The following is a 24,016-nucleotide window of genomic DNA, read 5'->3' as shown; positions in this document are numbered from 1 at the left end:
ATATAGAAAAAATAGGCTAGACAAATTACTGACGAAACACCCATTTTTTCGTTCCGATGAACTGAAACACTACAATGCATGCAGTCGCGACAAGCTTACTCGACAGCTCATGCCACTGTAGACCTTCAATGAGCAGCGTAATGAGCAAGCTTGAGAGCAGCAAAGACAACAGATTCCACAGCACAAAGCGTAGGATTACATCAAAAGCATGCTTTTCTCGCTGTTTTGTTCGAAAAGTAATCGCTCGATTCCATATAAAGCTGTTCAGCATCCCGGCAGCATAGGCAGCAATGTTCGCCAGCACATACACTACAGAAAGCTGCAGCAGCAGCCAGTATACGGCAATGTCTACTGCTGTATTCAGCACACCGATGATACTGAACGATAAAAATTGCCGAATCGCTTTATTCGGTTTTGTTTGAGCTTTCTCATTTACCATACCTTGTTCAGTCATCGTTCATCCTCTGATTTACGAGCATGATGCTCACTGTCTAGCTGCTGGCCTACCGCTTCACGCACAATATAAAGTGGACGATTTTTTGTTTCGTCGTAAATTCGACCGATATATTCTCCGATCACACCAAGCAAAATGAGGATGATCCCATTAAACAGCAGGTTTATCGCAACAATACTTGCCCAGCCCGCAGTTGTTGATTCGGTAAAGAGACGCTGATACAGGACGATAAGCAAGTATATAAAGCTGACAAATGAAATCGTAAATCCAATATAGCTAGCGATCCGCAAAGGCTTGTACGAAAACGATGTAATCGCATCAAGCGCGAATTTTAGCATACGCTTAAGCGGATACTTTGTAACACCTGCGTAGCGCTCCTCGCGAACAAATTCTACACTCGTCTGCTTAAACCCAATCCAGCTAATCAGACCTCGCACAAAACGATTTTTCTCTTTAAGCCCCTTCAGTACATCGCAAACCTTCCGATCTATTAAGCGGAAATCACCTGTATCGCTTGGGATATCTACACTTGTTAACGCGCGCAGCGTGCGATAAAACAGCATAGCCGTCGTCTTTTTGAACCAAGTTTCTCCCTTGCGTTTTATTCGTTTACCGTATACAACCTCGTAGCCCTCACGCCATTTGGCAATCATGTCCAGCATAATCTCTGGTGGATCCTGCAAATCAGCATCAATGATAATTATTGCATCGCCCTGGGCATAATCCATCCCTGCAGTAATGGCGATTTGATGACCAAAATTACGTGAAAAGTCGATGAGCACAATTTCCTTATGCTTACGAGACAGTTCTCGAATCATGTCTGCCGAACGATCCTTGCTACCATCGTTTACAAAGATCAGCTCATAGCGATCACCTGTTGAATCCATTACCTCTTTTAGCCGTTTAAATGTCGTTCCGATTACTTCCTCTTCATTGTACATCGGTACGATTACACTAATAAACGCATGTGACATCATTAGACTCCTTCGCTCAAGTTTGTTCTAAAATAACCATGAAGGGAACCAGCGCAGCACGTGAACAATATAGTCCTCTGAAGCTGGCATTCCTGAAAGCACAGGATAAAACATAGCAAACAGCACGACAGCTGCAGTAATATATCCTAAACGCACATTTCGGCTCCATTTAAATTTCTCCTCAAGCAGCTTAAATACATACATGATGCTAACAATCATGAACGGAACCATAGCAAAATAATGATACAGGAAAGTTTCACGCGGTACGAGCATCCATGGTACATATTGCGAGAAGTACGCAATAACTAGCATGATAGCACCTTGATCCTTCCTTCTAATACTTATTACAGTCGTAGCCAGCATTGTAAACAAGCCTGACCACCAAATAAGTGGATTACCAAATGCTGCAATGGTAGAGCGCATTCCTTCCATAGGCGCGGAATCAAGGTAATACCACACCGGCCGCTTCATAAATGGCCACTCCCACCAGGTTGAGGAGAATGGATGTGACGAAACAAGATTGCTATGGTAATTGTACATATTTACTTGATAATCAATTAACGCTTTCAGCGTGTAGCCACTCTCCATTGGTTTAAGCACGGGAATATTCGCCAAAGCGTAGATACTAAGCGGTATTGCGATATAAAATAGCAAACAGATCGCTATCGTAGAGATCGTGTACGGAAAAAATCTAGCACGTATCGCTTGTGCACGAGCGATCACGTTCTCTTCTATGCTGTCCCTGTTCTGCCCATGAAGCAGCACACCGGCACTTCGATACTCGAAGTAGCGCTGGAGCAGCGTGATAGCCAGCATCACTGCAAGGCCTGCCCCCCCATAGAACACGATCCATTTGGAGGCGATACCGAAACCAAAAAACAATCCCGCTAAGCCGAGTGGAATAAAGGTTTTACGTAGCCTATCTCTGTAAAAATTCATGCTCGCATAGCGTTGCATGAAGTAAAACATAAGCATAATGAACAGTACAGCATACACATCAATCGTAGCAATACGCGTCTGCGTAAAATGCATGAAGTCTACGGCATACAGTAGCATTGCCCCCACGGCATACCCGCTTCTTCGCAGAATCGCTTTAGCCATTAGATAAATGATCGGAAGCATAAGCGCACCACATATCGCACCAACGATTCGCCAGCCAAAAGGACTTAAACCAAATAACTGTATACCTAAAGAAATCAATATTTTCCCAAGCGGTGGATGCGTGCTTTCATAGGCTTGTATGCCTTCCAAATGCTCGTATGCCGTTCTGGCATGATAAATCTCATCAAAATAGCTGCCAACACTATACGTATGATGGAAAGGCACAATGCTTTGCTCATCAATCAGATGGCTTGCCGCTCCGCGGGCTGCACCTTGAGGCTCATATACTGTTGATACTTGTACAGGCAGCGGGGTTTGCGAGCCTACCTCGAAAAAGCCCATTTCATGTAAACTAAAACCAAGCTTAACAGGCTGAAGCTTTACATAGCGTGCAGCAACCTGTACATCCGCTTCTTTCCACAAAAACACAGCAACATGATCATGTATTAAGGTTTGCTCGTCGGTCCAGCTTACCCCGTCGTTTGAAAAAGAATATCGATATTCGCCATCCCCCACACCGCCGAAGGAGATCACTCGCTGAAGCTGCTTGGATTCTCCAAGGTCAAACACGATAGTATCTTCAATGGTCGCCGGCTGCCACACTGTTTTCGGTCCGTTGATGCTACCAAGGTTAATCAACGATATTATCGTGTAAACAGCCGTCACACTTGCCACGATAATCCAATCCTTACGAGTCATACCGATATTATACCAAGCACGATCCTTCTGCTGCGAATCTGTAGAGCTAGCTGAAAGCACACGCTCCAGAGCATGCTGATGATGCTCTCGCTCATGACGTACGAATAGCTTGAACACCCGCTCCTTCACATAGAGATCATAACCAACATAGAGCAGCACGAAAGTCATTACAAGATTTGCGACAGAGCATAGAATTGCGACTCCGTCATATGGAATAAAGGTTGTCGTCTTGCTGGCTTCAAGTACGACATATAAATTCAATGTGTTCGTAAATGTAAAGCCATAGCTTAAGTAGAGTAGTCGTCGATCCTCACTCTGTATAAAGGCCATAACGAGCAGAGCGATTGCTGCAAACATATAACGCTCATGCATTTTGGTTACAAACATAAAGACGATAATAAGTAAAGCTGCAGCTATAAAGTACAATGAGGATGATTTTGCTTTACTGCGAATTCCGATAAATGCAGCGTAGGCAACCGCAGCAAAAATAGCAATCATTCCATAGAATCCAAGCGTAGCACCAGCTGCTATATGCTCAGTTGAGACCCAATTAAGGTTAAACAGCATGTATGTATTGAATGCATTCAAAGTGGCGTAGGCATAGGACGATAATGTACCGCGATAGAGGTCTATAAGCTGCCATAGTCCTCCGCCCTTAAGAAATAGAGGCAATGAAAGCAACAAAAACGTACCAAAGCCCCATGCAGCACACGTTATTACCGCTTTCCAGCGCTTTTTATAGAGTAGAACGAGCAGCACAATTGGCATAAAAATAAAGGCTTGCGGCTTAGTTAACGCTGCAAGAGCAAAGATGACGGATGCTTTACCTAGTCTCCCATCTGTATAGAGACCAACACTAATGATAATAAGAAAAGTGAAAATAGAATCTACCTGTCCCCATACGGCGCCATCAAGTAATACGACAGGGTTGAACAGATAAATCATCATTAATCCGAACGAGACTGGGAACGAAAGCTTTTTATTTGCTTGCTTGTATATATAGTAGGATGCACACAGATCAACAATGATCGTTGGAAGCTTGTACAGGATAAGAAATGCTGCACTGCCATATGTTATTCCGAACAGCTTCTGCACTGCAGCAACAATATATAACACGTACAGATAGCCAGGAGGATAATCAAGAAAGAAATCACCATGGTAAAGATTAAGTAATCCTTCATTAAAGGCATAGTTACCCCAATAATGAAACAAGTTCAAATCGTTCACGTAGCCTTCATTGAACGCTGCTAATAATAGCCTTATCAGTAATCCAAGTATTAATGCTCCGCTTAATAGCATTCTTCGTTTCATTAGCCATGCTTGGTCAACCAGCTGTTGATCTCTGAATAGCATGTGATGAACGGTTACTATAAACAAAGAGTAAAGTCCAATGACCATTAACGGAACGAGGATCGAAACATGCAGCTCCGCTTCGGATTCCTGTGCAAAGACAGGCAATGCAATCCATAAACTCATAAGAACGAGAATTGAGGCTGCTATCATTTTGGTGGGCCTGTAGCGCAGCAAAGCAAGGAATGATGGCTTCATGAATATGACTCCTTTTCGCATGTACTTGTTAAACAATAATAATATACCATATATTGTTATCAACTAAGAAAATATAAAGGCGCAGCAACCGTTTATTTCCATTCGTTCAAGCAGTGGTTGCTGCGCCTTTATGATCCGTCCTTCGTGAGCTTTACAGCTTTATTGACGTTGGTATAATACCCGCTTGTCTGCAGGCTTTGTAAATAATGACGACGAGTGGTCCAAGAAAGACTCCGATTACGCCGACAAGCTCCAAGCCTACATATAAGCTTATAAGAACTGACAAGGCGCTAATGCCAACAGAATCTCCCAGCACCTTCGGCTCCACAATTCTTCTGAACACCGTTATTACGATAAATAATAGCAACAGACCGATTCCTGTAAATATATCCCCTACAAAAATGCAGTAGATCGCCCACGGTACTAACACTGAGCCTGTTCCAAGAATAGGCATAATATCGACGATAATAATTAATAGTGCAATAGCCAGCGGATATTTCACTTGCAGTACAAGTAATCCTACTAGCGAAATAATATAAGTCAGCGCACTTAGAATCAATTGCGAGCGTAAAAACCCGAAGATTGAATTTCTAAGACTTTCAAGCACTGAATTAACTTTATCTCTCGATCCTTCATGGAAAAACGATAGCACCGATTGCTTTAGGGTATTCAAGCTAAAGCTAAACATATATACGGCTACGATAAACACAATGAAGAAAATAAACAGGCTCGGTACACTAGATATTACGCCGCCCAGTCTGCCGGATAAACCCATCGCTTGTTTTGTCAGCCAATCGAGCAGCGACATCACATATTGTTCGATCGATTCAACCGATTCAGGCGGAAGGTTTTCATACGTTTTACGCAGCTGAGATAACCAGTCATTAGCAAATACACTTAAATTAGAGAAATAGCGAGGCAGCTTCTCCACGAAAGCAATCACTTCATTGAGCACCTTTAGACCAATTAAAAACATTAGCCCAAGCAAACCGATTGTAAACAGCGTGCAGGTTATAATTGCAGAAACTAGGCGATTTAATCGAAGCCGTTTTATTAGAAATAAATTGACAGGCTCTAAAAATATCGCAACGACGAGAGCCAATAAAAACGGAGCTCCTGCTGTAAAAGACAAATACAGCAAACCAAGTGCAACTGCAACGGAAAGCATTGCGCGAACGGTCAATAGATCACTTCCTCACTATTTATTCTACAATCGCTTGACGTGCTAAGAAATCAACATCTTTATAATACATATCCTTAACTAGCAAATTCGGTCCACAGCAGGCTACTGCTGGACAATGACAATTGACGCTTTGTGCCAACTTATGCATTTGCCACTGATCAAAGATATCATCCAAGTTAGAATCATATATACTTCCGAAGGAAGGCACATCTGAAAAATCAGTTACAAAAACTTCTCCTGTAAATAAATTTACATTCAAACGGTTACGACCATCCGGATCATTGCGCACCGTAACATTTTTTTCGTTAGCCAATCTTGCAAGCAGCTTGCGTTCCTCTGAGTCCGAGCTGCAATGGTAGAATGGAAGCGTCCCAAACAGCATCCATACGCTTTGATCTCTTGTTTCCAGCAATTGCTCAATCGACTTGCGCATTTGCTCCTTAGATAATACAGGCAAATCCTTTGCAAATGAGCTTGGATACATCGGATGCACCTCATGGCGCTGGCAGCCCATCTCCACGATAAGCTCATGAATACGTGAAATTTTGTTATGTGTACGATAATTAATCATAGATTCAGCAGACACAAGCACCCCTGCATCGCTTAACCGCTTTGCATTATCAATCATTCGCTCATACAGCTTCTGTGCAACCTCTAATGGTACAGGATGCCCAGATTTGGCAAATCCAACCTCATGAAAGTCTTTTGCTTCCGTATAATTGAACGAAATATGCATTACATCTAAATACTTCGCTATTTTCTCATATCGTTCAAAAGGAAGCGTCACATTTGAATTGATCTGTGAATAGATCCCTCTGCTTCTCGCATATTGCAACAGCGGGACAATATATTCATCTACCGTTTTTTGCATGAATGTCGGCTCACCACCAGTAATACTAATGGTTGTAAGCTCCTTAACTTCGTCCAAACGCTTCAACATAAGCTCCAGCGGTATCTTTTCTGGCTCCTTAAGCACGAGTGTGTCTCCAACTGCACAATGCTCACAGCGCATATTGCACAGATTAGATACGGTCATTTCAACGCTTGTCAAGCGATGCTTCCCGTATTTTTCTAAGGAGTGTATAGCTTCCCACGGATCATTATTGGGTGATAATGGAATTATTGTTTTTGTCATCATATAATCGCACCTTATTATTCTATTAATACAAGTATATTGTATAGTTCTTCCTACTTAGAATCAATGAAATCAATTTTAGCAACAAGAAAAACCGCCTCGCTAGGCGGTTTCTTTCCAACTCATAAAGCAGCGTCATTCATTTTACAATCATAGTGCTTAGCTCACGAGACAAATTTATCTCGTAAGGCACTGTCAGATCCTCGCCGATTTCGTTCGTAAGCACACGTACGATCGGCCGTTGCGGATAGCTCGGATCATAGTCAACAACAACTGCCGTTTCTCCTGAGTTAAGCTTTACCGTAATGCCAATAGGATATATAACGACCTTATCTCGGAAATGAGCAAGCATCCACTGCTCATACAATGTGCCAGAGCCAGCATATAGATGCTCCATTGCCAAATGAGGGAGCATGGGGCTGCTGTATACTCGACTTGTCGTCATCGCATCGTACGAATCGACAATACCAATCCATCTCGCATGCTCCATAATATCGTTGCCTTTTAATGCTCTTGGATAACCGCTACCATCCAGTCGCTCATGATGCTGCAAAGCGCAGTGCGCTACAGACAATGGCAAATTCGGCTCGTCCTTTAAAATTTCGAAGCCTCTGTTCGTGTGAAGCTTCATCTCCTCATATTCTTCCTTCGTTAATGCATCCGGCTTCTTTAATATATCAACGTCAATCTTTGTTTTTCCAATATCGTGCAGCAATGCACCAAGGCCTAAATGAATGGTTTCTTCGCGAGAATACCCGTAGCTCATCCCTAGTAGCGACGTATAGACGCATACGTTCAGCGAATGCTGGTACAGGTAATGATCTACAATTCCCATATTCATCAGCATAATCATGGCGTCCTTATTACTAGAGAGATCATCAATAATAAGCCCCATCATATCCTTTAGAGGCTTAGCGATAAAAGGTCTCGTCGCCCCTTTATTCGTAGAGACTGGCTCCATCATTAACGAAAAATTTTTACGTATTTCCTTTACTGCAACACGAAAAGTCTCTTCGCTAATTAACGTATCATTATTAATATCTTCTGTGCGAGGATCATGAATATATACGTACTGTACATTACACTCCTCTAATCTGGCAATCAATCTAGCTGTAAGCTCCATATTTTCACCAAGGAGCACAATGCCATCTTCTGTGAAAATTTTTTTCGCCAGCTTCATGCCCGGTTTACATTGTTTGATAGTAAGAAGACGCATCCTTCTGATCCCTTCTGTTTGTTAACTGTACATTAATTTTAACCTGAACTCGAATAATGTCACAACCCTGCTAAATAAATTTAAATAATTTAGGTATTTAGCATCAGTTTTTTTGAGCAGGAATGATAGGATCTAACGTTTATTCGCTTCTTATCCATCTTTTTGTTTTACTTTGCTCAATATGCTCTGCGTTGGTTAGCTCTACTTCCATAATATTTCGAATAAACTCTGGCAAATAATAGGTGGCATTTTCGAAATTTGCTAGGCTTGTATAGCCTACTTTAAAAGTAAACATGTCGATACTTGCAACTCGGTACGAGCGTTGCAGCTCTAAAGCTTCTCCATTGACATAAACAGATTGAATTCTGTTAAGCGGCGGTTTATCTAAAGCATATATTACCTCTAAGCCATCGACAGCTAACATTCCAAGCTGCTCTCCACGAAATCCAAAGCCTCTCGGCTTAAAATCCTGATACTCCACTAGCAAAGATTGTTCAAGAGCCTGTATAAGCTCGCTACCTTTTAGCATCAAAACACATGGATTGATTGGTGATGGACAGATCGCATGCAGCTCTCCAGCCGTTACCGGACCTATCGCCAAGCTGCCTAGAAGCTGCCCCGAGTTTACAATACCAATCTCGGCGTCACACCAGCTCCGCAGACCAATGGCTAGTAAATTTGAAAGAGGTGACTCACGATAATGACTAACCTCAAGCGGTTCCTTGAGTACTTCAATAACACGTGACAGCTTCTTCTGTGCATCTAGTTTTCCTTGCGCAATAATATCCATAATCTGTTCATTCTCTGGATAAGCGGCTGTAGGAATGACTTCACCAGTAATCACTGCTTTTTGAAGCACTTTATTATATGAAATGTTTACCTTACCAACATAGGAACCAAATTTTCCAGCGGCACACATCAGGGTACCATTACGAAGCTCTGGAGGATCAAACAAATGATGCGTGTGTGATCCAAGAATGACATCAATATGCTCGCACTCATCAGCAATACGTTCATCATACTTAATGCCGAGATGTGACATGAGCACAATAACATCGCAAGAAGACCGTATTCGCTCAATCTCTTTTTTTATTTCAATGATCGGTTCCGTCGTTTGCCAACCCATCAATTCATAAAACTGATAGAAATTTGCTGTTGCAGCAATAAATCCAACGGACAACCCAGCACGTTCGATAATAGTAGAGGAAGTAAGCCATGATGGATTGTCTCCATGAAGCTTATGTAAATTGCAGCAGATTACCTGAAATGAGCTGTCACTATATACCGCATCCAGCTGCTCAGCAGAAAAAGTCAGCCCTTCATTATTACCAAGCGTTACGACATCATAAGCAGTAGCCTCTATAATCGCTTGATGAACAAGTCCATCCGTTCCTTCAGTCTCCATCCTTGCACGATCCATATGATCGCCCAAATCTACAGCTATTACTTGCTCTGTCCCGTACTTAAGTCTTCCCTGTTCAATAATCGTTGCCGTTTTAGCAGCCTGCTCCAATCGACTATGTAGATCGTTACTATGGAAGATAACAACCTCAATAGCAGTGTCATATTCATCATTTATTGACATTGAATCACCTCTCCACCATAGCTTAAGTCCACTCAATTTGTTTCGCTGAGCTGCTAGCCACCTAATTTCGACATACGCCGACTTGTTGGTGTGTGGCTTAGTACGCCATATTTAAGCTTTGCAGCCATTTCATGATCTGGCTTTACGTCCATTTCATTATAGGAAAGAAGTGTTTCTGACGCAGCGAATTCCATACCTTCTTCAGGCATGCAGTATAGGCATCGTAAATTGCAACTGTTACTGATAGTCGCAAATAATTATGTACTCTGCCAAATGAATCCTTAAGTTGCCGCATGCTGTCACTTCCCTTCTTTGCTACTCTTAAGAATAACATTTTTCCTTCAACTATGGTATGCTAATACTACTTAAGATTACAATTATAAGTAGGTAGATTATGACATACATATGGAAAATTCAACTTTTCGCTGGACTTGCACAGCGTTTTGAAAAACCTAGCATTACACTTGAACTGGCACAAAGCGAGCTTACTGCTAAAGAATTAAAGCAATATTTAATAGAACAATATCCTGAGCAGCAACGTGTTCTAAAGAGCTGCTACGTTGCTGCTAATCAGGCCTATTGCCGTGACGAGCAATCTGTAAAGGCAAGCGACGAGCTGGCGCTTCTGCCACCTGTCTCTGGTGGACAAAGCGAAGCTAACTCGAAAGCTTCTGAGGAGACTGGGAATACTTCTGACAAATTCGTTATAACAGAGCGACCAATACAAGTCGAAGAAGTAATGAACAAAGTCATCACTCCTGCATGTGGTGCCACGTTGCTTTTTGTTGGAACGACACGTGAATTTACAGAAGGACTGCGTACCGTTTTCCTTGAATATGAGGCTTATATTCCGATGGCTATTAAAACGATGCGGCAGATCGGAGACGAAATCGCCGAGCGATGGAAGGATGCCGATACTGCGATAACTCATCGGATTGGTCAGGTTGGTCTGGCAGAAATTAGTGTCGTCATTGCTGTCGCAACTGCTAGACGAGCGGATTGCTACGAAGCAAGCCGCTATGCGATTGAACGGTTAAAGCAAATCGTTCCTATCTGGAAGAAGGAAATATGGGAAGATGGCTCAGAATGGAAAGGACATCAGCTTGGTCCTTGGGATCCAACTGCACCTGTTAAAAACTAAACATGTTAGCCATCTAAACCACCGAAAACAACATGTTCTGACCACAAATTATGAATAAAAGGAAAGAAGTATATGAAGTTTGATCCAACGCTTCGCTATGCAAAGCAAATAAAAGCATATTCGATTGGCTCCACTGGACAGGACAAGCTTGCTACAGCTTCCTGTGCTGTTATTGGCATGGGTGCACTTGGATCCGCAATAGCCGACCTGCTCGTAAGAGCAGGAATCGGCTATTTGCGCATCATTGATCGTGACTTTGTAGAAATTAGCAATTTACATCGCCAGTCGCTCTATAATGAACAGGATGCCGAGCAGTTTATGCCTAAAGCTATAGCAGCTGCTCATGCTCTGCGCCGTGTAAATTCTTCAATAACTATTGATCCTATTATTGCAGATGTACATGCTGGCAATATTGAGCAGCTTCTTGATGGTATAGACTTCATCGTTGATGGCAGCGACAATTTCACCATTCGCTATCTGATAAATGATTATAGTGTTTCCTATAATAAGCCATGGGTATACGGTGCTGTCGTAGGTACAAGCGGCTCCACAGCAACCTTTATTCCGCAGCATACTCCATGCTTTCGTTGCTTATTCCCTGAGCCACCAGAGCTCGGCGCAGTAGATACATGTGATACAGCTGGAGTACTGGGTCCGATCGTGCATATGATTGCATCCATCCAGGCTGCTGAAATTATGAAGCTAGCGACTGGTCAACAGAAGCAATGCAATTCAGCACTGTTACAGCTGGATTGCTGGAGCCTGCAGCAATTGAGCCTTGATATCTCACATGCAAAAAATGAGCAATGTCCATGCTGCTCCCAAGGTAGTCGAGATTGGCTAAACGAAGTATCTCTTATTCATTCTACTAGCATTTGCGGGCGGCAAACAATACAGCTTACTTTAGCTGAACCATTGCCTTACACATTAGATGAATTCGCTGCTCTATATGAAAAAACCTATGAAACGAAGCGCAATCGCTATCTCGTAAAAATTAAATATTCTGATCAAATCAATCTAATATTGTTCCCTGATCATCGAATTATGATACAAGGGACTGAAGATGTCGAATTTGCAGTAAATATACTGAAGAAATTTGTTGAAATCTAACATTAAATTGGTAATATTAGCAATTAATTATTGAAAGTTAGAATACGGTTTGATAATATAGATCACAAGACTAGTTTGGTTAAAATTACCCTCTTTACCAGTACAAGAAACATAAACAAGCGAGGTGGGCTATGCGTATCCATGTAACAGATATCATCGATAGTGATGTTCTGCGTGAAGATGTTTTTAACAGCTATGGTCTTCATATTTTATCTAAAAACACGGTACTACATAGTAAGGAAATTAGTAAGTTAATTCAGCATTCCATCGAATATATTGAAATACTGGATCGAAGTTCGATCATTAATAGTAGTCTTGAAGATTTAGATATGTTAGAACGCACATTAGAGTCTACAGCTACTCCCAAATGGGTTCCGCATATGAAGCCATTGTATGATTCCGTTGTGCAAAACGTAAAAGAAATGTTCGATAGTGCACGTGAACATAATAAGATCGATACTGATAAAGCAGCTGCCGAGTTTGAGCCTTTAATACAGAATCTAGTGCTGGAACGCGATGTCGTATCGCTGTTGCTGCTATTAAATAACTCTGACAGCTATACTTATCAGCATTCTGTACAGGTTGGCATGCTTTCCTATTACATAGCTAACTGGATTGGACTATCCAATGAGCAATCAACAAAAGTAGGTAATGCGGGTTTCTTGCACGATATCGGTAAATGTAAAATTGATCCGCAAGTGCTTAATAAGCCAGAGAAGCTAACAGCAGAGGAATTCGAGGAAATTAAACGTCATACCCTTTACGGCTATGAAATTATACGCAACTCTACTGGTGATCATGAAACGGCGCTTGGGGCTTTAGATCACCATGAACGAATGAACGGTTCAGGTTATCCACATGGCAAATCAGGTGATGAAATTTCATTGTTCGGTAAAATTATTGCCGTCGCTGATATTTATAGCGCCATGATTTCTTCGCGTGCCTATCAAAAGGAACGTGATCTGCTATTTGTTCTTAAGGAATTATATCGTCTGAGCTTTACCGAATTAGATCCTATCATTACTCACGCATTTATCGCTCATATGATTCCTAACTTTATTGGTAAGCGCGTTCAACTAAACGACGGAAGAACAGGCATGATCGTTATGACTCACCCAACGGAATATTTTAGTCCGCTCATTCAAGTTGACTCCGAGTTTATTGATTTGACACAAGAACGTACACTTGATATAATTCATGTCTACTTCTAACTGTACTGAAAGTGTAAGCAATGACTAATGCCAACACGCATTGTCATTGCTTATTTTTATGCTTTAAATATTTTAGTAATTAAGAAAAAATTATCTAGCCATATGCTAAAGCCTTCAGTATAGTTATAAGTGTTGGCAAAAAGTACTAAATAAAGAGGAGAGAAACATGAATCCAAACACCACACAAACTCATACGTCACAAGTTGATGTAAGCAAGCTAAAAATCATACCGATTTTTATTGCACTTATCGTCGGAGCGTTTGTCTCGTTATTGAATGAGACATTACTTGGTAACGCATTAGCTGTCCTTGTAGAAGATCTACAAGTGAGCTACGCAACCATTCAATGGCTTACAACAGGTTATATGCTTGTCGTGGGTGTGCTTGTACCAGTTACTGCTATTCTGCAACAATGGCTCACATCTCGACAAATGTTTTTAGCATCAATGGTTAGCTTTTTTATAGGTACCGTTATTGCTGCTATAGCGCCAAGCTTTGGAGTTTTACTTATCGGAAGAATTATTCAGGCTTTAGGTACAGGGTTAATGATTCCATTAATGATGAATACGATCCTTGTAATTATTCCACCTGAAAAGCGTGGCGGAGCAATGGGCTTGATTGGGCTTGTTATGACGTTTGCCCCGGCTATTGGACCGACCTTATCAGGTATTATTGTTGATCAGTTGAATTGGCGCTGGTTATTTATAATCGTTATTCCACTGGCTGCAATATCGATTATACTCGGTGCGTTATATATGAAAAACGTAACTGTTGTTACCAAGCCGAAGGTAGATTGGCTATCTATTATCCTATCAACGATTGGTTTCGGCGGTATCGTATACAGCTTTAGTGCTTCAGGGGATTATGGCTGGAGTGATCCTATCGTCTACACCACGATGATAGCTGGTGGAGTGTCCCTTCTACTCTTTATCCTACGACAATTGAGAGTGGAAAGCCCTATCCTCGATCTTCGTGCATTCCGTTTTCCGATGTTTTCACTTACCGTTGTCCTGATGTGCGTCGTTATGATGTCTATGTTTTCGACTATGGTTCTGCTGCCGCTATTTTTACAAACAGTATTGCTTGTTACTGCATTCAAATCCGGTCTAATTATGCTGCCTGCTTCCATTCTAAACGGGATTATGGCACCGATAACTGGAAAGCTGTTTGACCGATTCGGTCCTCGCGTCATCATTGTGCCAGGGATCGCTTTGATGGTGCTTGCTATATGGCTATTCACGGGCGTTGGAAGTGACACTACAAGTGCACAAATTATTACTTATCATATTATACTTATGGTTGGTATTGCACTTGCGATGATGCCTACTCAAACACATGGTCTGAATCAGCTTACACCCGACTTATATCCACATGGTACAGCAATATTCAGTACTTTAATGCAAGTTGCTGGAGCGATCGGTACAGCATTGTTCATTTCTCGTATGAGTAACAGCGCAGCGGCATTTCTTCAGAACAGTGAGAACCCATTAGATCCAGCACAGCAGCTGCTTGCTTCGATTGAAGGCTTCCGCGCAGCTTTTGCGCTTGGTCTAGTCCTTGGTATTCTAGCATTGCTGCTAGCATTCTTTATTAGAAAAACAGATAGCAAGAAAAGCAATCAACCTGCTGTATCTTCTAACGATCAAGGCTAAGTGATAATACTGCAATCTTATCTATCTGATACTTGCAATGGAAAGCACCACAATATGAAAAAGGAGCGACTCTCGTAACAAACGAGATCGCTCCTTTTCTTGTTTTCATTAACTACGATTAATGATAATTAGCTTGGTCTCACACATTTCTTCCATTGCATATTTAATCCCTTCGCGCCCGATCCCACTATTTTTCCACCCACCATACGGCATATGATCTAATCGAAAGGTTGGAATATCATTGATAAGTATTCCGCCTGCTTGTAGCTGATCCCCCGCATGAAGTGCTGCTTCTAGCTGCTTTGTATATATTCCTGCTTGCAAGCCATAGTTGGATTGATTGACTAGCTCAATGGCTTGATCTAAGCTCGATACTCGGTTAATACTTACCAGTGGTGCGAATACCTCTTCCTGCATCACCTTTGCCGTCTCAGGTACACCGACAAGTATCGTAGGCATCATGATTCGATCTTTGGCATATCCGCCAGACATTATTCCTGCACCTTGCTGCAGCGCTTCATGCACCCATGACAAAGAACGCTCAATGGCAGCAGAGTTAATCATAGCCGACACATCAGTGGCTAGATCAAGCGGATCTCCGATAACAAGCTGCTTCGTACAAGCGACAAATTTTTCGATAAACTCATCAAATATATTCTCCATAACATAAATACGCTGCAAGGAGATGCACACCTGTCCTTGATTCGAAAAAGCACCCGCGACGCAGCGAGCTGCAACCTTATCTAGATCAGTATCTTCATCAATAATTACTGCAGAATTAGATCCAAGCTCCAACGTTACACGCTTTAGACGTGCATTGCTGCGAACCTGCTCACCAACAGCTGGACTTCCAGTGAAGGAAATATAATTTACTCGCTCATCTTTTACGATAAACTCTGCAATATCCTTCCCTCTCGAGCAGACAACATGTAATGCACCTGCGGGTAAGCCAGCTTCATGAAACAGATCCGCAATAAGCAAAGCAGACAATGGCGTCTGCTCTGCAGGCTTTAAAATCACACAATTACCAGCAGCAAAAGCAGGACCAAGCTTATGAGCAACAAGATTCATAGGAAAGTTAAAGGGAGTAATAGCGCCAATAACGCCTACAGGCTCTTTTTTTGTAAAGGCGAGTCGCTGCTCTCCACCTGGCACACTATCCGTTGGTATCATCTCGCCATAGAGTCGCTTCGCTTCCTCTGCAGCAAGCTTAAACGTCGTAGCTGTACGATCTACCTCTATATATGCAGCCTTCAGCGGCTTAGCGGACTCCATGGAAATGATTCGAGCAGCTTCTTCTCTACGGGCGACAAGCTGTTGGCTTACACCTTCAAGAATTACACTTCTGTCATAGGCAGTCATTGAACGCATAGTTTCTTTCGCTAATACAGCAAATTGAATAGCCTCATCCACCTGTGCCTGAGAAGCACAAGCAACAGAAGCAATTTTCTCTCCGGTATATGGTGATAAGAGCTCAATATCCCGCTCATGTCCCTCTGTCCATTGTCCATTTATATAAAGCTTCTGCTTCATCATTACCTCCCTGAGCTTGCATTAGGCTGTCTCTTGATCTATTTATGAAATACGCTGTCATAGCTGCATTGAGCTATCGGATTATTTATGTAAACTCCTTGAGTAGTGCTTGATATTCATCCTCGGACATATAGTTCATAATTCCACTTAGTGCCTCTGCCAGATCATTCGAAACCATACGATTTGCACGAAAATGGCCGGCTGCTTCTTGTTTCGATATAAACTCGACGACCACTGTACCTTCTGACTGACCACCTTCATGACGCACCAAATCAATTGTTCTAATTCCCATTAGCTTTAGCTTACTTAAGGCAAATCTATTCAGCTGCCATGGCGCGACATCAATGAATTTACGCTTCGTCGGATCGTAAAAGCGTATTCCTTTAATGTCGCTTTGATAAACAAGAAAACCTACGATTTTCGTCTTTGCATGCAGCTTATGCAGCAGTGCGATTTCCATTTGCTTATCTCCGTGACTAGGAGATTGCGCTTGGACCGAGGATATCGGTTTAGAAGACATAGTCGTTCTATGATCTGAATCTTTATATATTCTAAACCCTTGCTGATATTGATTTCTGTTGTTCATCTATATCCTCCATCCCATCTCTTCAACCTTATTATTTCTAATTCTATCATATGTAATTCAATAGAATGATACAAGGCATAAAATGCTAATCCTGCTTTTTCATTTCTGAACATACATATTTACGACTCGATTGGATAATTTAATGATGTAATTGATAAGGCATCAACACTTATCATTAAATAAGCTGAGTAAGGAGCACGATCATGTATTTCTATAAAGAGGATCTAATTAACATGATTGTACCAGATAAACCAGACCCTGCCGCGGCTAAAGTATTACAGGAAGCACTTGGTGGTCAGTTTGGTGAGATGCGTACAATGATGCAGTTCTTTTTTCAGAGCTCTAACTTCAGAGGAAAAGAGAAAAAATATCGTGACTTGCTGCGAGCTGTATTTCTCGAAGAGATCGCTCATGTAGAGCTTGTACAAAACACGATAAACCAATTACTTAACGGAGCAGGTGATTCGGGAGTCGGTAACGCAGGTGTCGATGGCGCGCCACTTGATGAGGCTATTAAAAATGCGAATCCTCATCATTTTATTATGGGCGCACAAAGCTCACTGCCTGTTGATGCTGGAGGTAACCCATGGAACGGCTCCTGGGTATACTGTCACGGCAATCTTGTAGCCGATATGCTGAACAACATCGTATTAGAGTCTACGGGAGTACTCCAAAAATCAAGAATATATGAGATGAGCACAAATAAGGCTTTCCGCGAAACGCTAGGATTCCTTATTGTACGGGATAATGCTCATCAGAACGCATTTGCAAAAGCATTGGAAACGCTTGGTGTAGATTGGGGAAAAATATTCCCTGTACCTAACTATGATATTAACAAGTATCCGGAATGCAGAAAGTTTGTTGATATGGGCTTCCACAATGCATTATTTAATTTCCGTTTGGATCAAGATACAGTTGGCGAGATATTCAATGGACAAACCCCAAGCCGCAATGGCGGGGATTTACAAATTATGCAGCCACCAGTGGGCTTCCCTGTTCCTCAAATGCCTGAAATGCCAAACGAGCATGCACCAGGGCTATATGATTTAAATAACTAACCATAACATTGTAATAAAGGAGACAACCAATATGGGTATTTTAAGTGGTAATCCAAAAGAACAACCATTACACTACGGAGAGGTTTATACACTATGGATGACCTCTTGGGCTGCTAAGGGTGCAGTTTCCTGCTATCAATTGTACCTCAATCATGCCGGGGACGAGGATTTGAAGAAAATCATTCATGATTTACTTGATCAATCCAAGCTCGAGATTAAAGAGACCGATGCCATCCTACTTGAAAATGGTATTGCACCACCGCCTACGATGCCAGAACGTCCTTCCGTTGAGCTAGACGATATTCCAATCGGTGCACGCTTTACTGATCCTGAGATCGGAGCTAAGATTGCAGTCGAAACCTCTGCATCGCTAGCTGCGTGCAGTGCTGCGATGGGACAATCGATTCGTGAAGACATTGGAGCATTGTATGGTAAGTACCATGTAACGATGACAGCATTAGGCTTGCGTATTCTAGAAATGAATAAGAACAAGGGCTGGCTACTTCCTCCTCCACTGCATGTGCAAGGCAGTGAAGATGCGTCCAAGTAGCTGTAAATTGTAATACGCCCTAGCCTGAAAAGGAGAGAAACAGATGTACTGTTCCTCTCCTTTTTGTTCATCGTTGTAACTAAAAATGAATTCAAAAGCTTAACTCCAAGCCATTACTTCACTATATCTAATAGGCCTTCTAGATGATTAACTTCATAAGTAGGTTTAATCGAAGAGAGATTTTCTACAGCATTAGGATTGAACCAACAGGTGTCAATCCCGTAGTTTAATCCTCCTTGAATATCAGAAGTTAATGAGTCCCCTACCATTAGCACTTTTGCTTTATTAGTAATCTTCATTTTCTCAAAAGCAACATCAAAGATTCCTGCTTGCGGCTTTTGGAATCCAGTAGCTTCGGATATTATTATATGTTCAAACCGTCCTACTAATGGCGATTTATTAATTCTTGAAATCTGTACATCAGTAAAACCATTTGTAATAGCAGCTAATCGTTTATGTGAAAGCTCTTTAATGACTTTCTCAGCGCCTTGAACGAGATGTGTTTGTTCTCCAAGAAACTTTAAGTAATCTTGATTAAATGTAACGTCATCTAATTCAAGCTCATGTTCTACAAATAATCTTCTAAACCTCTCAGAGCCTAACTTTGAAAGGCTTATTAACCCGTTTTCTAGGTCTCTCCACAGCACCTTACTAATACTACGGTAACTTTTCTCATATTGCTCAATGTCTTTGAGCTTGTATTGCTCAAACACCTTACTAAAGGCTGCTTGCTGTGCACTCCTAAAATCGAAAAGGGTATCATCTAGATCAAAAAATATAATATCATAGCTTTTCATTTAATCCCCACAACTTTCTAAGCTTATGCAAAAACAGAAGGAGACGAACTTTGAAGTTCGTCTCCCACATTTAAGCTATTATCGTTACTTATTAACCGATAGAGCCTTCCATCTCGAATTTGATGAGACGGTTCATCTCAACTGCATATTCCATAGGAAGCTCCTTCGTGAATGGCTCGATAAAGCCCATAACGATCATTTGCGTCGCTTCATCTTCAGTAAGTCCACGGCTCATCAAGTAGAATAGCTGATCTTCAGAAACCTTGGATACTGTAGCTTCATGCTCCAAAATAATGTTGTCATTTAAGATCTCATTATATGGAATTGTATCGGAAGTAGATTCATTATCAAGAATCAACGTATCACATTTGATGTTTGATTTTGCTCCGTCGGAATTACGTCCAAAGTGAGCAAGTCCACGATACGATACTTTACCGCCATGCTTCGAGATCGATTTAGATACGATAGTAGAGCTTGTATCTGGAGCTAGGTGAGTCATTTTCGCACCTGCATCCTGTAATTGACCTTTACCAGCAACAGCGATGGATAGAACCGTACCTTTCGCACCACGACCGCGAAGGACAACGGCTGGATATTTCATCGTAAGCTTAGAGCCGATGTTTCCATCTACCCATTCCATCGATGCATTCTCGTCAGCAACCGCACGCTTCGTTACAAGGTTGTAGATGTTTGGTGCCCAGTTCTGAATCGTTGTATAACGAATTTTTGAATCCTTCAAGCAGATAATCTCAACGACTGCAGAGTGCAAGGAATTCGTGCTATATACAGGAGCTGTACAGCCCTCTACATAGTGCACAGATGCGCCTTCATCTGCAATAATAAGCGTACGCTCGAACTGACCCATGTTTTCAGAGTTAATACGGAAATACGCCTGCAACGGAATTTCACATTGTACACCCTTAGGTACGTAGATGAAGCTTCCGCCAGACCAAACTGCTGAGTTTAGTGCAGCGAATTTATTGTCGCTTGGAGGAACAATCGTTCCAAAATATTGTTTGAAAATTTCAGGATGCTCACGTAGCGCAGTGTCCGTATCCGTGAAGATAACGCCCTGCTTCTCAAGATCCTCTTGCATGCTGTGGTATACAACCTCAGATTCGTACTGAGCGGATACACCAGCTAGAAACTTTTGCTCTGCTTCAGGAATACCTAGCTTATCAAACGTTTCTTTAATTTCTTGAGGAACTTCCTCCCACGTTTTCCCTTGCTTTTCAGAAGGTTTAACGTAGTATTGAATATCGTTGAAATCTAGCTCACTCAAATCTCCGCCCCATGTTGGCATCGGCATTTTGTTAAATTGCTCAAGAGATTTCAAACGGAACTCGAGCATCCATTCTGGCTCGTTCTTCATCGAAGAAATCGTGCGTACAACTTCTTCCGTAAGACCTTTACCTGATTGGAAAATCGCTTTATGCTCATCACGGAAGCCATATTTGTACTCACCTAAATCCGGCATCGACTTTGCCATGATCTGTCACACTCCTTTTTTGACTGCCTTATTTATACGTTAATGCTTTTGCGGCTCTATCCCTTTTTTCAAGGCGTTCCACGCAAGTGTAGCACATTTAATGCGTGCTGGAAATTTGTTAACACCTGATAGAGCTTCAATATCCTCTAGTTCGTCAAACTCAACTTCTTCACCCTGCATAAGCGAGGAGAAACGTTCTGCGAGTGATAGCGCCTCTTCAAACGTGCGTCCCTTAACCGCCTCCGTCATCATTGACGCAGAGCTCATGCTGATTGAGCAGCCTTCGCCTGTAAAACGAGCATTTGTAACGACACCATTTTCCACCTGCAGCTGCAGCGAGATGCGGTCACCGCAGGTTGGGTTATTAAGCTGGACCGATACGGACTCGTCTTCCAGTTCCCCACGATTACGAGGGTTTTTATAATGATCCATGATGACACGTCGATACAAATCATTCAATTCCATAGCCGAAGAACTCCTTTGTTTGAATAAGTGCATCGGCTAACTGATCAATTTCATCCGTTGTATTATATATATAAAAGCTTGCTCTTGCCGTTGCAGATACATTCAACCAACGCATTAACGGCTGGCAGCAATGATGCCCTGCACGAATGGCAATACCTTTTGTATCTAATACGGTAGCAACATCATGTGGATGCACATCTTCAAGATTAAAAGTAACTAAACCTGCACGTTCTTTCTTTGGACCATAGATCGTCAAGCCGTCTATCGAGGACAATACTTCAGAAGCATAGACTGCTAAATGCTTTACATGCTCCTCGATTGCGTCCATTCCAATCTCCTCAAGAAAATCGATAGCTGCACCTAGACCAACGGCACCTGCAATAATCGGAGTTCCCCCTTCAAAACGATAAGGAACATCTTTCCATGTAGATTCATACAATTCTACAAAGTCGATCATTTCACCGCCGAATTCAATCGGCTCCATGTTCTGAAGCAGCTCCATGCGTCCGTATAACGCGCCAATGCCCGTAGGACCGCACATTTTATGCCCTGAGAATGCATAGAAGTCAATGTCCAGCTCCTGCACATCGATCTTCAAATGAGGAGTGCTCTGCGCTCCGTCCACGACCATTATTGCACCATTTCGATGAGCAATTTCGGTAATGGCCTTGATCGGATTCATAATACCGAGCACATTAGATACATACGTCATTGAAACGACCTTTGTCTTCGGTGTAATAACTGACTCTGCATCTGCAAGATCAATCGTTCCATCCGGTTGAAGCGGAATATATTTCAATGTCGCACCCGTTGCCTTTGCTACCTGCTGCCAAGGAATGAGATTACTGTGATGCTCCATAGGAGTAATCACGATCTCGTCACCTTCACGGCATACTTCACGTGCATAGCTTGATGCAACAAGATTTAACGCTGTTGTCGTACCTCTTGTAAACACAATTTGCTCTGGAGATGGCGCATTAATAAATCTGGCTACCTTCTCACGAGCTCCCTCATATGCGTCAGTTGCACGAGATCCTAAGGAATGGACACCTCGATGCACATTAGCATGGTCAAGCTCATAATAGTTTCTCACCGCATCAATGACGGAACGCGGCTTCTGAGAAGATGCCGCGCTGTCAAGATAAACAAGCGGGTGCCCATTTATCTCTTGATGCAATATCGGAAATTGTTCCCGTATCGCATTTATATTCATCCCTCAAGCTTCCTTTCAAGAAGTCGATTCAACTGGTCTCGAACAGCTTCTACTGGCACCTCAGAAACGACAGGCGCCAAGAATCCGTGAATGATTAAACGTTCAGCGTCTGGTTTTGTAATACCACGAGACATTAGATAGTAAACCTGCTCAGGGTTAACCTGACCAACACTCGCCGCGTGACCTGCAGTTACATCATCCTCATCGATAAGTAGAATTGGATTGGCGTCACCGCGTGCTTTAGAGCTAAGCATCAATACTTTCTCAGCTTGAACACCGTTAGCTTTCGTTGCTCCGTGTTCAATCTTAGTAACACCATTGATGATCGCAGAAGCTGAATCACGCATAACCGCACGTGTAATCATATTACTGTCTGAGCTCTTACCAAAATGAACGGCTTGTGTTGTAAGGCTCATTTGTTGTTTATGCTGGCCAACACTGATAACTTTTGTATCCGAAGTTGAGCCATGACCAACTAGGACAGACTTCGTATCAGATACAGTGTTTCCATCATTCAAGTCACCGATGATCCATTCGATACGGCCATCACGGTCAACAACCGCACGGCGAAGCGATAGATCAACTCCACTTTCACCTAGAGAGTGAACGGAACCAAAGCGTACTTGTGCGCCTGGCTTAACAAACACTTCAACAAGTGAAGGATGTGTAAACGCCTCTGTTACAGCATCTTTAACGGTTACTGTAGAATCTACATACGTAACACGGCTATTATCCTCAGCAACAATCAAAATATGCGGAGCAAACGTTGCTTCAGCTTTATCATTGTAAAGAACTGCCTGTAGAGGAAGTTCAACCTCGACGTTTTTAGGAACGTATACAAATACTCCGCCGTTCCATAGTGCAGCGTTTAGTGCTGTTAATTTATCCTCATCAAACTTGATTGCTTGGAACAAATACTTCTCAACAAGCTCGCTATGCTCTTTAACCGCTGTTTCAAGGTCCGTAAAAATAACACCTTTGTCAGCTAGCTCACTAGAAAGCTTTGACCATACAGCACCAGTATTCTTTTGCACTAGCAAGTTTTCAGTACCTTCAGCAATGAGCTCTTGAACTGTTTGTGGAAGCTCACTAATGGAGCTTACTGCTGCTGTTGCTTCATATTGACCAACCGCCGTTAAATTCCAGCGTTCAATTTTAACCTTTTCAGGCTTTGGCCACGGCAGTGTTGCTGTTAGCTCAGCCGCTTGACCACGTAGCGCTACAAGCCAATTTGGCTCACCTTTACTTCTCGCTAGCGCCTCCGTAGATTGACGATCGGTCGGAGTTGTTAATTGTGTACTCATTTACTATTGCCTC

At 42.2% G+C, this 24,016-nt stretch carries 20 protein-coding genes and 1 pseudogene; 6 read left to right on the top strand and 15 right to left on the bottom strand.

What is annotated here, in order from left to right:
• Positions 1-25 precede the first annotated feature (25 nt).
• From M3180_RS18600 to M3180_RS18565, 8 genes and pseudogenes are all read right to left on the bottom strand, one after another.
• A complete protein-coding gene (locus M3180_RS18600; RefSeq protein WP_251670271.1) occupies positions 26-454 on the bottom strand; it encodes a GtrA family protein in 429 nt (142 codons plus the stop codon).
• Positions 451-1,431 carry a glycosyltransferase family 2 protein gene (locus M3180_RS18595; RefSeq protein ID WP_432806955.1) on the bottom strand — a complete coding sequence of 327 codons (981 nt, stop codon included), beginning with the start codon at positions 1,429-1,431 and terminating at the stop codon, positions 451-453. Before M3180_RS18595 ends, M3180_RS18600 begins: the two co-directional genes overlap by 4 nt.
• A 24-nt stretch (positions 1,432-1,455) precedes the next feature.
• Positions 1,456-4,776, bottom strand: a complete 3,321-nt coding sequence (locus tag M3180_RS18590) for a phospholipid carrier-dependent glycosyltransferase (RefSeq protein ID WP_251670268.1) — start codon at positions 4,774-4,776, stop codon at positions 1,456-1,458.
• Between the two features lie 151 nt (positions 4,777-4,927).
• Positions 4,928-5,959 (bottom strand): sporulation integral membrane protein YtvI, encoded by a 1,032-nt coding sequence (gene ytvI, locus M3180_RS18585; RefSeq protein ID WP_251670267.1) that lies wholly within the window; start codon positions 5,957-5,959, stop codon positions 4,928-4,930.
• A 19-nt stretch (positions 5,960-5,978) separates the two neighbouring features.
• On the bottom strand, positions 5,979-7,097 hold the full coding sequence (gene yfkAB, locus M3180_RS18580) for a radical SAM/CxCxxxxC motif protein YfkAB (RefSeq protein ID WP_251670265.1): 1,119 nt from the start codon (positions 7,095-7,097) through the stop codon (positions 5,979-5,981).
• 136 nt (positions 7,098-7,233) lie between these two features.
• Positions 7,234-8,310, bottom strand: coding sequence for an HD-GYP domain-containing protein (locus M3180_RS18575; protein ID WP_251670263.1), 1,077 nt, complete (start codon positions 8,308-8,310; stop codon positions 7,234-7,236).
• A 139-nt stretch (positions 8,311-8,449) separates the two neighbouring features.
• Positions 8,450-9,895, bottom strand: a complete 1,446-nt coding sequence (locus M3180_RS18570) for a bifunctional metallophosphatase/5'-nucleotidase (protein ID WP_251670261.1) — start codon at positions 9,893-9,895, stop codon at positions 8,450-8,452.
• A 149-nt stretch (positions 9,896-10,044) separates the two neighbouring features.
• Positions 10,045-10,190, bottom strand: a pseudogene (locus tag M3180_RS18565) (GTP 3',8-cyclase MoaA); the annotation flags it as partial.
• Between the two features lie 99 nt (positions 10,191-10,289).
• On the opposite strand from M3180_RS18565, the gene M3180_RS22800 reads away from it, so the two are divergent.
• The 4 genes from M3180_RS22800 (at position 10,290) to M3180_RS18540 (ending at position 15,008) form a co-directional block, all read left to right on the top strand.
• Complete coding sequence (locus M3180_RS22800) at positions 10,290-11,036, top strand: molybdenum cofactor biosynthesis protein MoaE (RefSeq protein WP_285855798.1); 747 nt, start codon at positions 10,290-10,292, stop codon at positions 11,034-11,036.
• Positions 11,037-11,108: 72 nt separating this feature from the next.
• A complete protein-coding gene (locus M3180_RS18550) occupies positions 11,109-12,146 on the top strand; it encodes a ThiF family adenylyltransferase (protein ID WP_251670259.1) in 1,038 nt (345 codons plus the stop codon).
• 131 nt (positions 12,147-12,277) lie between these two features.
• Entirely contained in the window at positions 12,278-13,357 is a 1,080-nt protein-coding gene (locus M3180_RS18545; RefSeq protein WP_251670258.1) for an HD-GYP domain-containing protein, read from the top strand.
• 166 nt (positions 13,358-13,523) lie between these two features.
• Positions 13,524-15,008 carry an MDR family MFS transporter gene (locus M3180_RS18540; protein ID WP_251670255.1) on the top strand — a complete coding sequence of 495 codons (1,485 nt, stop codon included), beginning with the start codon at positions 13,524-13,526 and terminating at the stop codon, positions 15,006-15,008.
• 108 nt (positions 15,009-15,116) lie between these two features.
• Here the strand turns inward: M3180_RS18540 and M3180_RS18535 are convergent, their stop codons facing one another.
• Positions 15,117-16,541: an aldehyde dehydrogenase family protein gene (locus M3180_RS18535; RefSeq protein WP_251670254.1), complete on the bottom strand. Its 1,425-nt coding sequence runs from the start codon at positions 16,539-16,541 to the stop codon at positions 15,117-15,119.
• 85 nt (positions 16,542-16,626) lie between these two features.
• Positions 16,627-17,127 (bottom strand): hypothetical protein, encoded by a 501-nt coding sequence (locus tag M3180_RS18530; RefSeq protein ID WP_251670252.1) that lies wholly within the window; start codon positions 17,125-17,127, stop codon positions 16,627-16,629.
• 203 nt (positions 17,128-17,330) lie between these two features.
• On the opposite strand from M3180_RS18530, the gene M3180_RS18525 reads away from it, so the two are divergent.
• Together M3180_RS18525 and M3180_RS18520 are read left to right on the top strand one after the other, a co-directional pair.
• The gene (locus M3180_RS18525) at positions 17,331-18,185 is read left to right on the top strand and encodes a manganese catalase family protein (protein ID WP_251670250.1); all 855 of its coding nucleotides are present in this window, start codon (positions 17,331-17,333) and stop codon (positions 18,183-18,185) included.
• 31 nt (positions 18,186-18,216) lie between these two features.
• Complete coding sequence (locus M3180_RS18520; protein WP_251670248.1) at positions 18,217-18,735, top strand: DUF3231 family protein; 519 nt, start codon at positions 18,217-18,219, stop codon at positions 18,733-18,735.
• Positions 18,736-18,848: 113 nt separating this feature from the next.
• Here M3180_RS18520 and M3180_RS18515 read toward each other — a convergent pair whose 3' ends face one another.
• The 5 genes from M3180_RS18515 to sufD form a co-directional block, all read right to left on the bottom strand.
• A complete protein-coding gene (locus M3180_RS18515) occupies positions 18,849-19,532 on the bottom strand; it encodes a YjjG family noncanonical pyrimidine nucleotidase (RefSeq protein ID WP_251670246.1) in 684 nt (227 codons plus the stop codon).
• 91 nt (positions 19,533-19,623) lie between these two features.
• On the bottom strand, positions 19,624-21,021 hold the full coding sequence (gene sufB, locus M3180_RS18510) for a Fe-S cluster assembly protein SufB (protein ID WP_251670245.1): 1,398 nt from the start codon (positions 21,019-21,021) through the stop codon (positions 19,624-19,626).
• Positions 21,022-21,060: 39 nt separating this feature from the next.
• Positions 21,061-21,486 (bottom strand): Fe-S cluster assembly sulfur transfer protein SufU, encoded by a 426-nt coding sequence (gene sufU, locus M3180_RS18505; protein ID WP_251670243.1) that lies wholly within the window; start codon positions 21,484-21,486, stop codon positions 21,061-21,063.
• Positions 21,473-22,699 carry a cysteine desulfurase gene (locus tag M3180_RS18500; protein WP_251670241.1) on the bottom strand — a complete coding sequence of 409 codons (1,227 nt, stop codon included), beginning with the start codon at positions 22,697-22,699 and terminating at the stop codon, positions 21,473-21,475. The genes sufU and M3180_RS18500 overlap by 14 nt, the downstream gene beginning before the upstream one ends.
• The gene (sufD, locus tag M3180_RS18495) at positions 22,696-24,003 is read right to left on the bottom strand and encodes a Fe-S cluster assembly protein SufD (protein WP_251670239.1); all 1,308 of its coding nucleotides are present in this window, start codon (positions 24,001-24,003) and stop codon (positions 22,696-22,698) included. The genes M3180_RS18500 and sufD overlap by 4 nt, the downstream gene beginning before the upstream one ends.
• Positions 24,004-24,016: the final 13 nt, after the last annotated feature.

The organism is Paenibacillus camelliae (genome assembly GCF_023715345.1).
GTDB classification, from domain to species: domain Bacteria; phylum Bacillota; class Bacilli; order Paenibacillales; family Paenibacillaceae; genus Pristimantibacillus; species Pristimantibacillus camelliae.
The sequence above is the reverse complement of the archived record's forward strand: the minus strand, read 5'-3'. Positions and strand labels throughout refer to the sequence as shown.

What these genes read in the sequence shown, in the direction of transcription:
- M3180_RS18600 (WP_251670271.1), bottom strand. Translation starts at nt 454, where the DNA reads ATGACTGAACAAGGTATGGTAAATGAGAAAGCTCAAACAAAACCGAAT.
- M3180_RS18595 (WP_432806955.1), bottom strand. Translation starts at nt 1,431, where the DNA reads ATGATGTCACATGCGTTTATTAGTGTAATCGTACCGATGTACAATGAA.
- M3180_RS18590 (WP_251670268.1), bottom strand. Translation starts at nt 4,776, where the DNA reads ATGAAGCCATCATTCCTTGCTTTGCTGCGCTACAGGCCCACCAAAATG.
- yfkAB (WP_251670265.1), bottom strand. Translation starts at nt 7,097, where the DNA reads ATGATGACAAAAACAATAATTCCATTATCACCCAATAATGATCCGTGG.
- M3180_RS18575 (WP_251670263.1), bottom strand. Translation starts at nt 8,310, where the DNA reads ATGCGTCTTCTTACTATCAAACAATGTAAACCGGGCATGAAGCTGGCG.
- M3180_RS18570 (WP_251670261.1), bottom strand. Translation starts at nt 9,895, where the DNA reads ATGTCAATAAATGATGAATATGACACTGCTATTGAGGTTGTTATCTTC.
- M3180_RS22800 (WP_285855798.1), top strand. Translation starts at nt 10,290, where the DNA reads ATGACATACATATGGAAAATTCAACTTTTCGCTGGACTTGCACAGCGT.
- M3180_RS18550 (WP_251670259.1), top strand. Translation starts at nt 11,109, where the DNA reads ATGAAGTTTGATCCAACGCTTCGCTATGCAAAGCAAATAAAAGCATAT.
- M3180_RS18545 (WP_251670258.1), top strand. Translation starts at nt 12,278, where the DNA reads ATGCGTATCCATGTAACAGATATCATCGATAGTGATGTTCTGCGTGAA.
- M3180_RS18540 (WP_251670255.1), top strand. Translation starts at nt 13,524, where the DNA reads ATGAATCCAAACACCACACAAACTCATACGTCACAAGTTGATGTAAGC.
- M3180_RS18535 (WP_251670254.1), bottom strand. Translation starts at nt 16,541, where the DNA reads ATGAAGCAGAAGCTTTATATAAATGGACAATGGACAGAGGGACATGAG.
- M3180_RS18530 (WP_251670252.1), bottom strand. Translation starts at nt 17,127, where the DNA reads ATGAACAACAGAAATCAATATCAGCAAGGGTTTAGAATATATAAAGAT.
- M3180_RS18525 (WP_251670250.1), top strand. Translation starts at nt 17,331, where the DNA reads ATGTATTTCTATAAAGAGGATCTAATTAACATGATTGTACCAGATAAA.
- M3180_RS18520 (WP_251670248.1), top strand. Translation starts at nt 18,217, where the DNA reads ATGGGTATTTTAAGTGGTAATCCAAAAGAACAACCATTACACTACGGA.
- M3180_RS18515 (WP_251670246.1), bottom strand. Translation starts at nt 19,532, where the DNA reads ATGAAAAGCTATGATATTATATTTTTTGATCTAGATGATACCCTTTTC.
- sufB (WP_251670245.1), bottom strand. Translation starts at nt 21,021, where the DNA reads ATGGCAAAGTCGATGCCGGATTTAGGTGAGTACAAATATGGCTTCCGT.
- sufU (WP_251670243.1), bottom strand. Translation starts at nt 21,486, where the DNA reads ATGGAATTGAATGATTTGTATCGACGTGTCATCATGGATCATTATAAA.
- M3180_RS18500 (WP_251670241.1), bottom strand. Translation starts at nt 22,699, where the DNA reads ATGAATATAAATGCGATACGGGAACAATTTCCGATATTGCATCAAGAG.
- sufD (WP_251670239.1), bottom strand. Translation starts at nt 24,003, where the DNA reads ATGAGTACACAATTAACAACTCCGACCGATCGTCAATCTACGGAGGCG.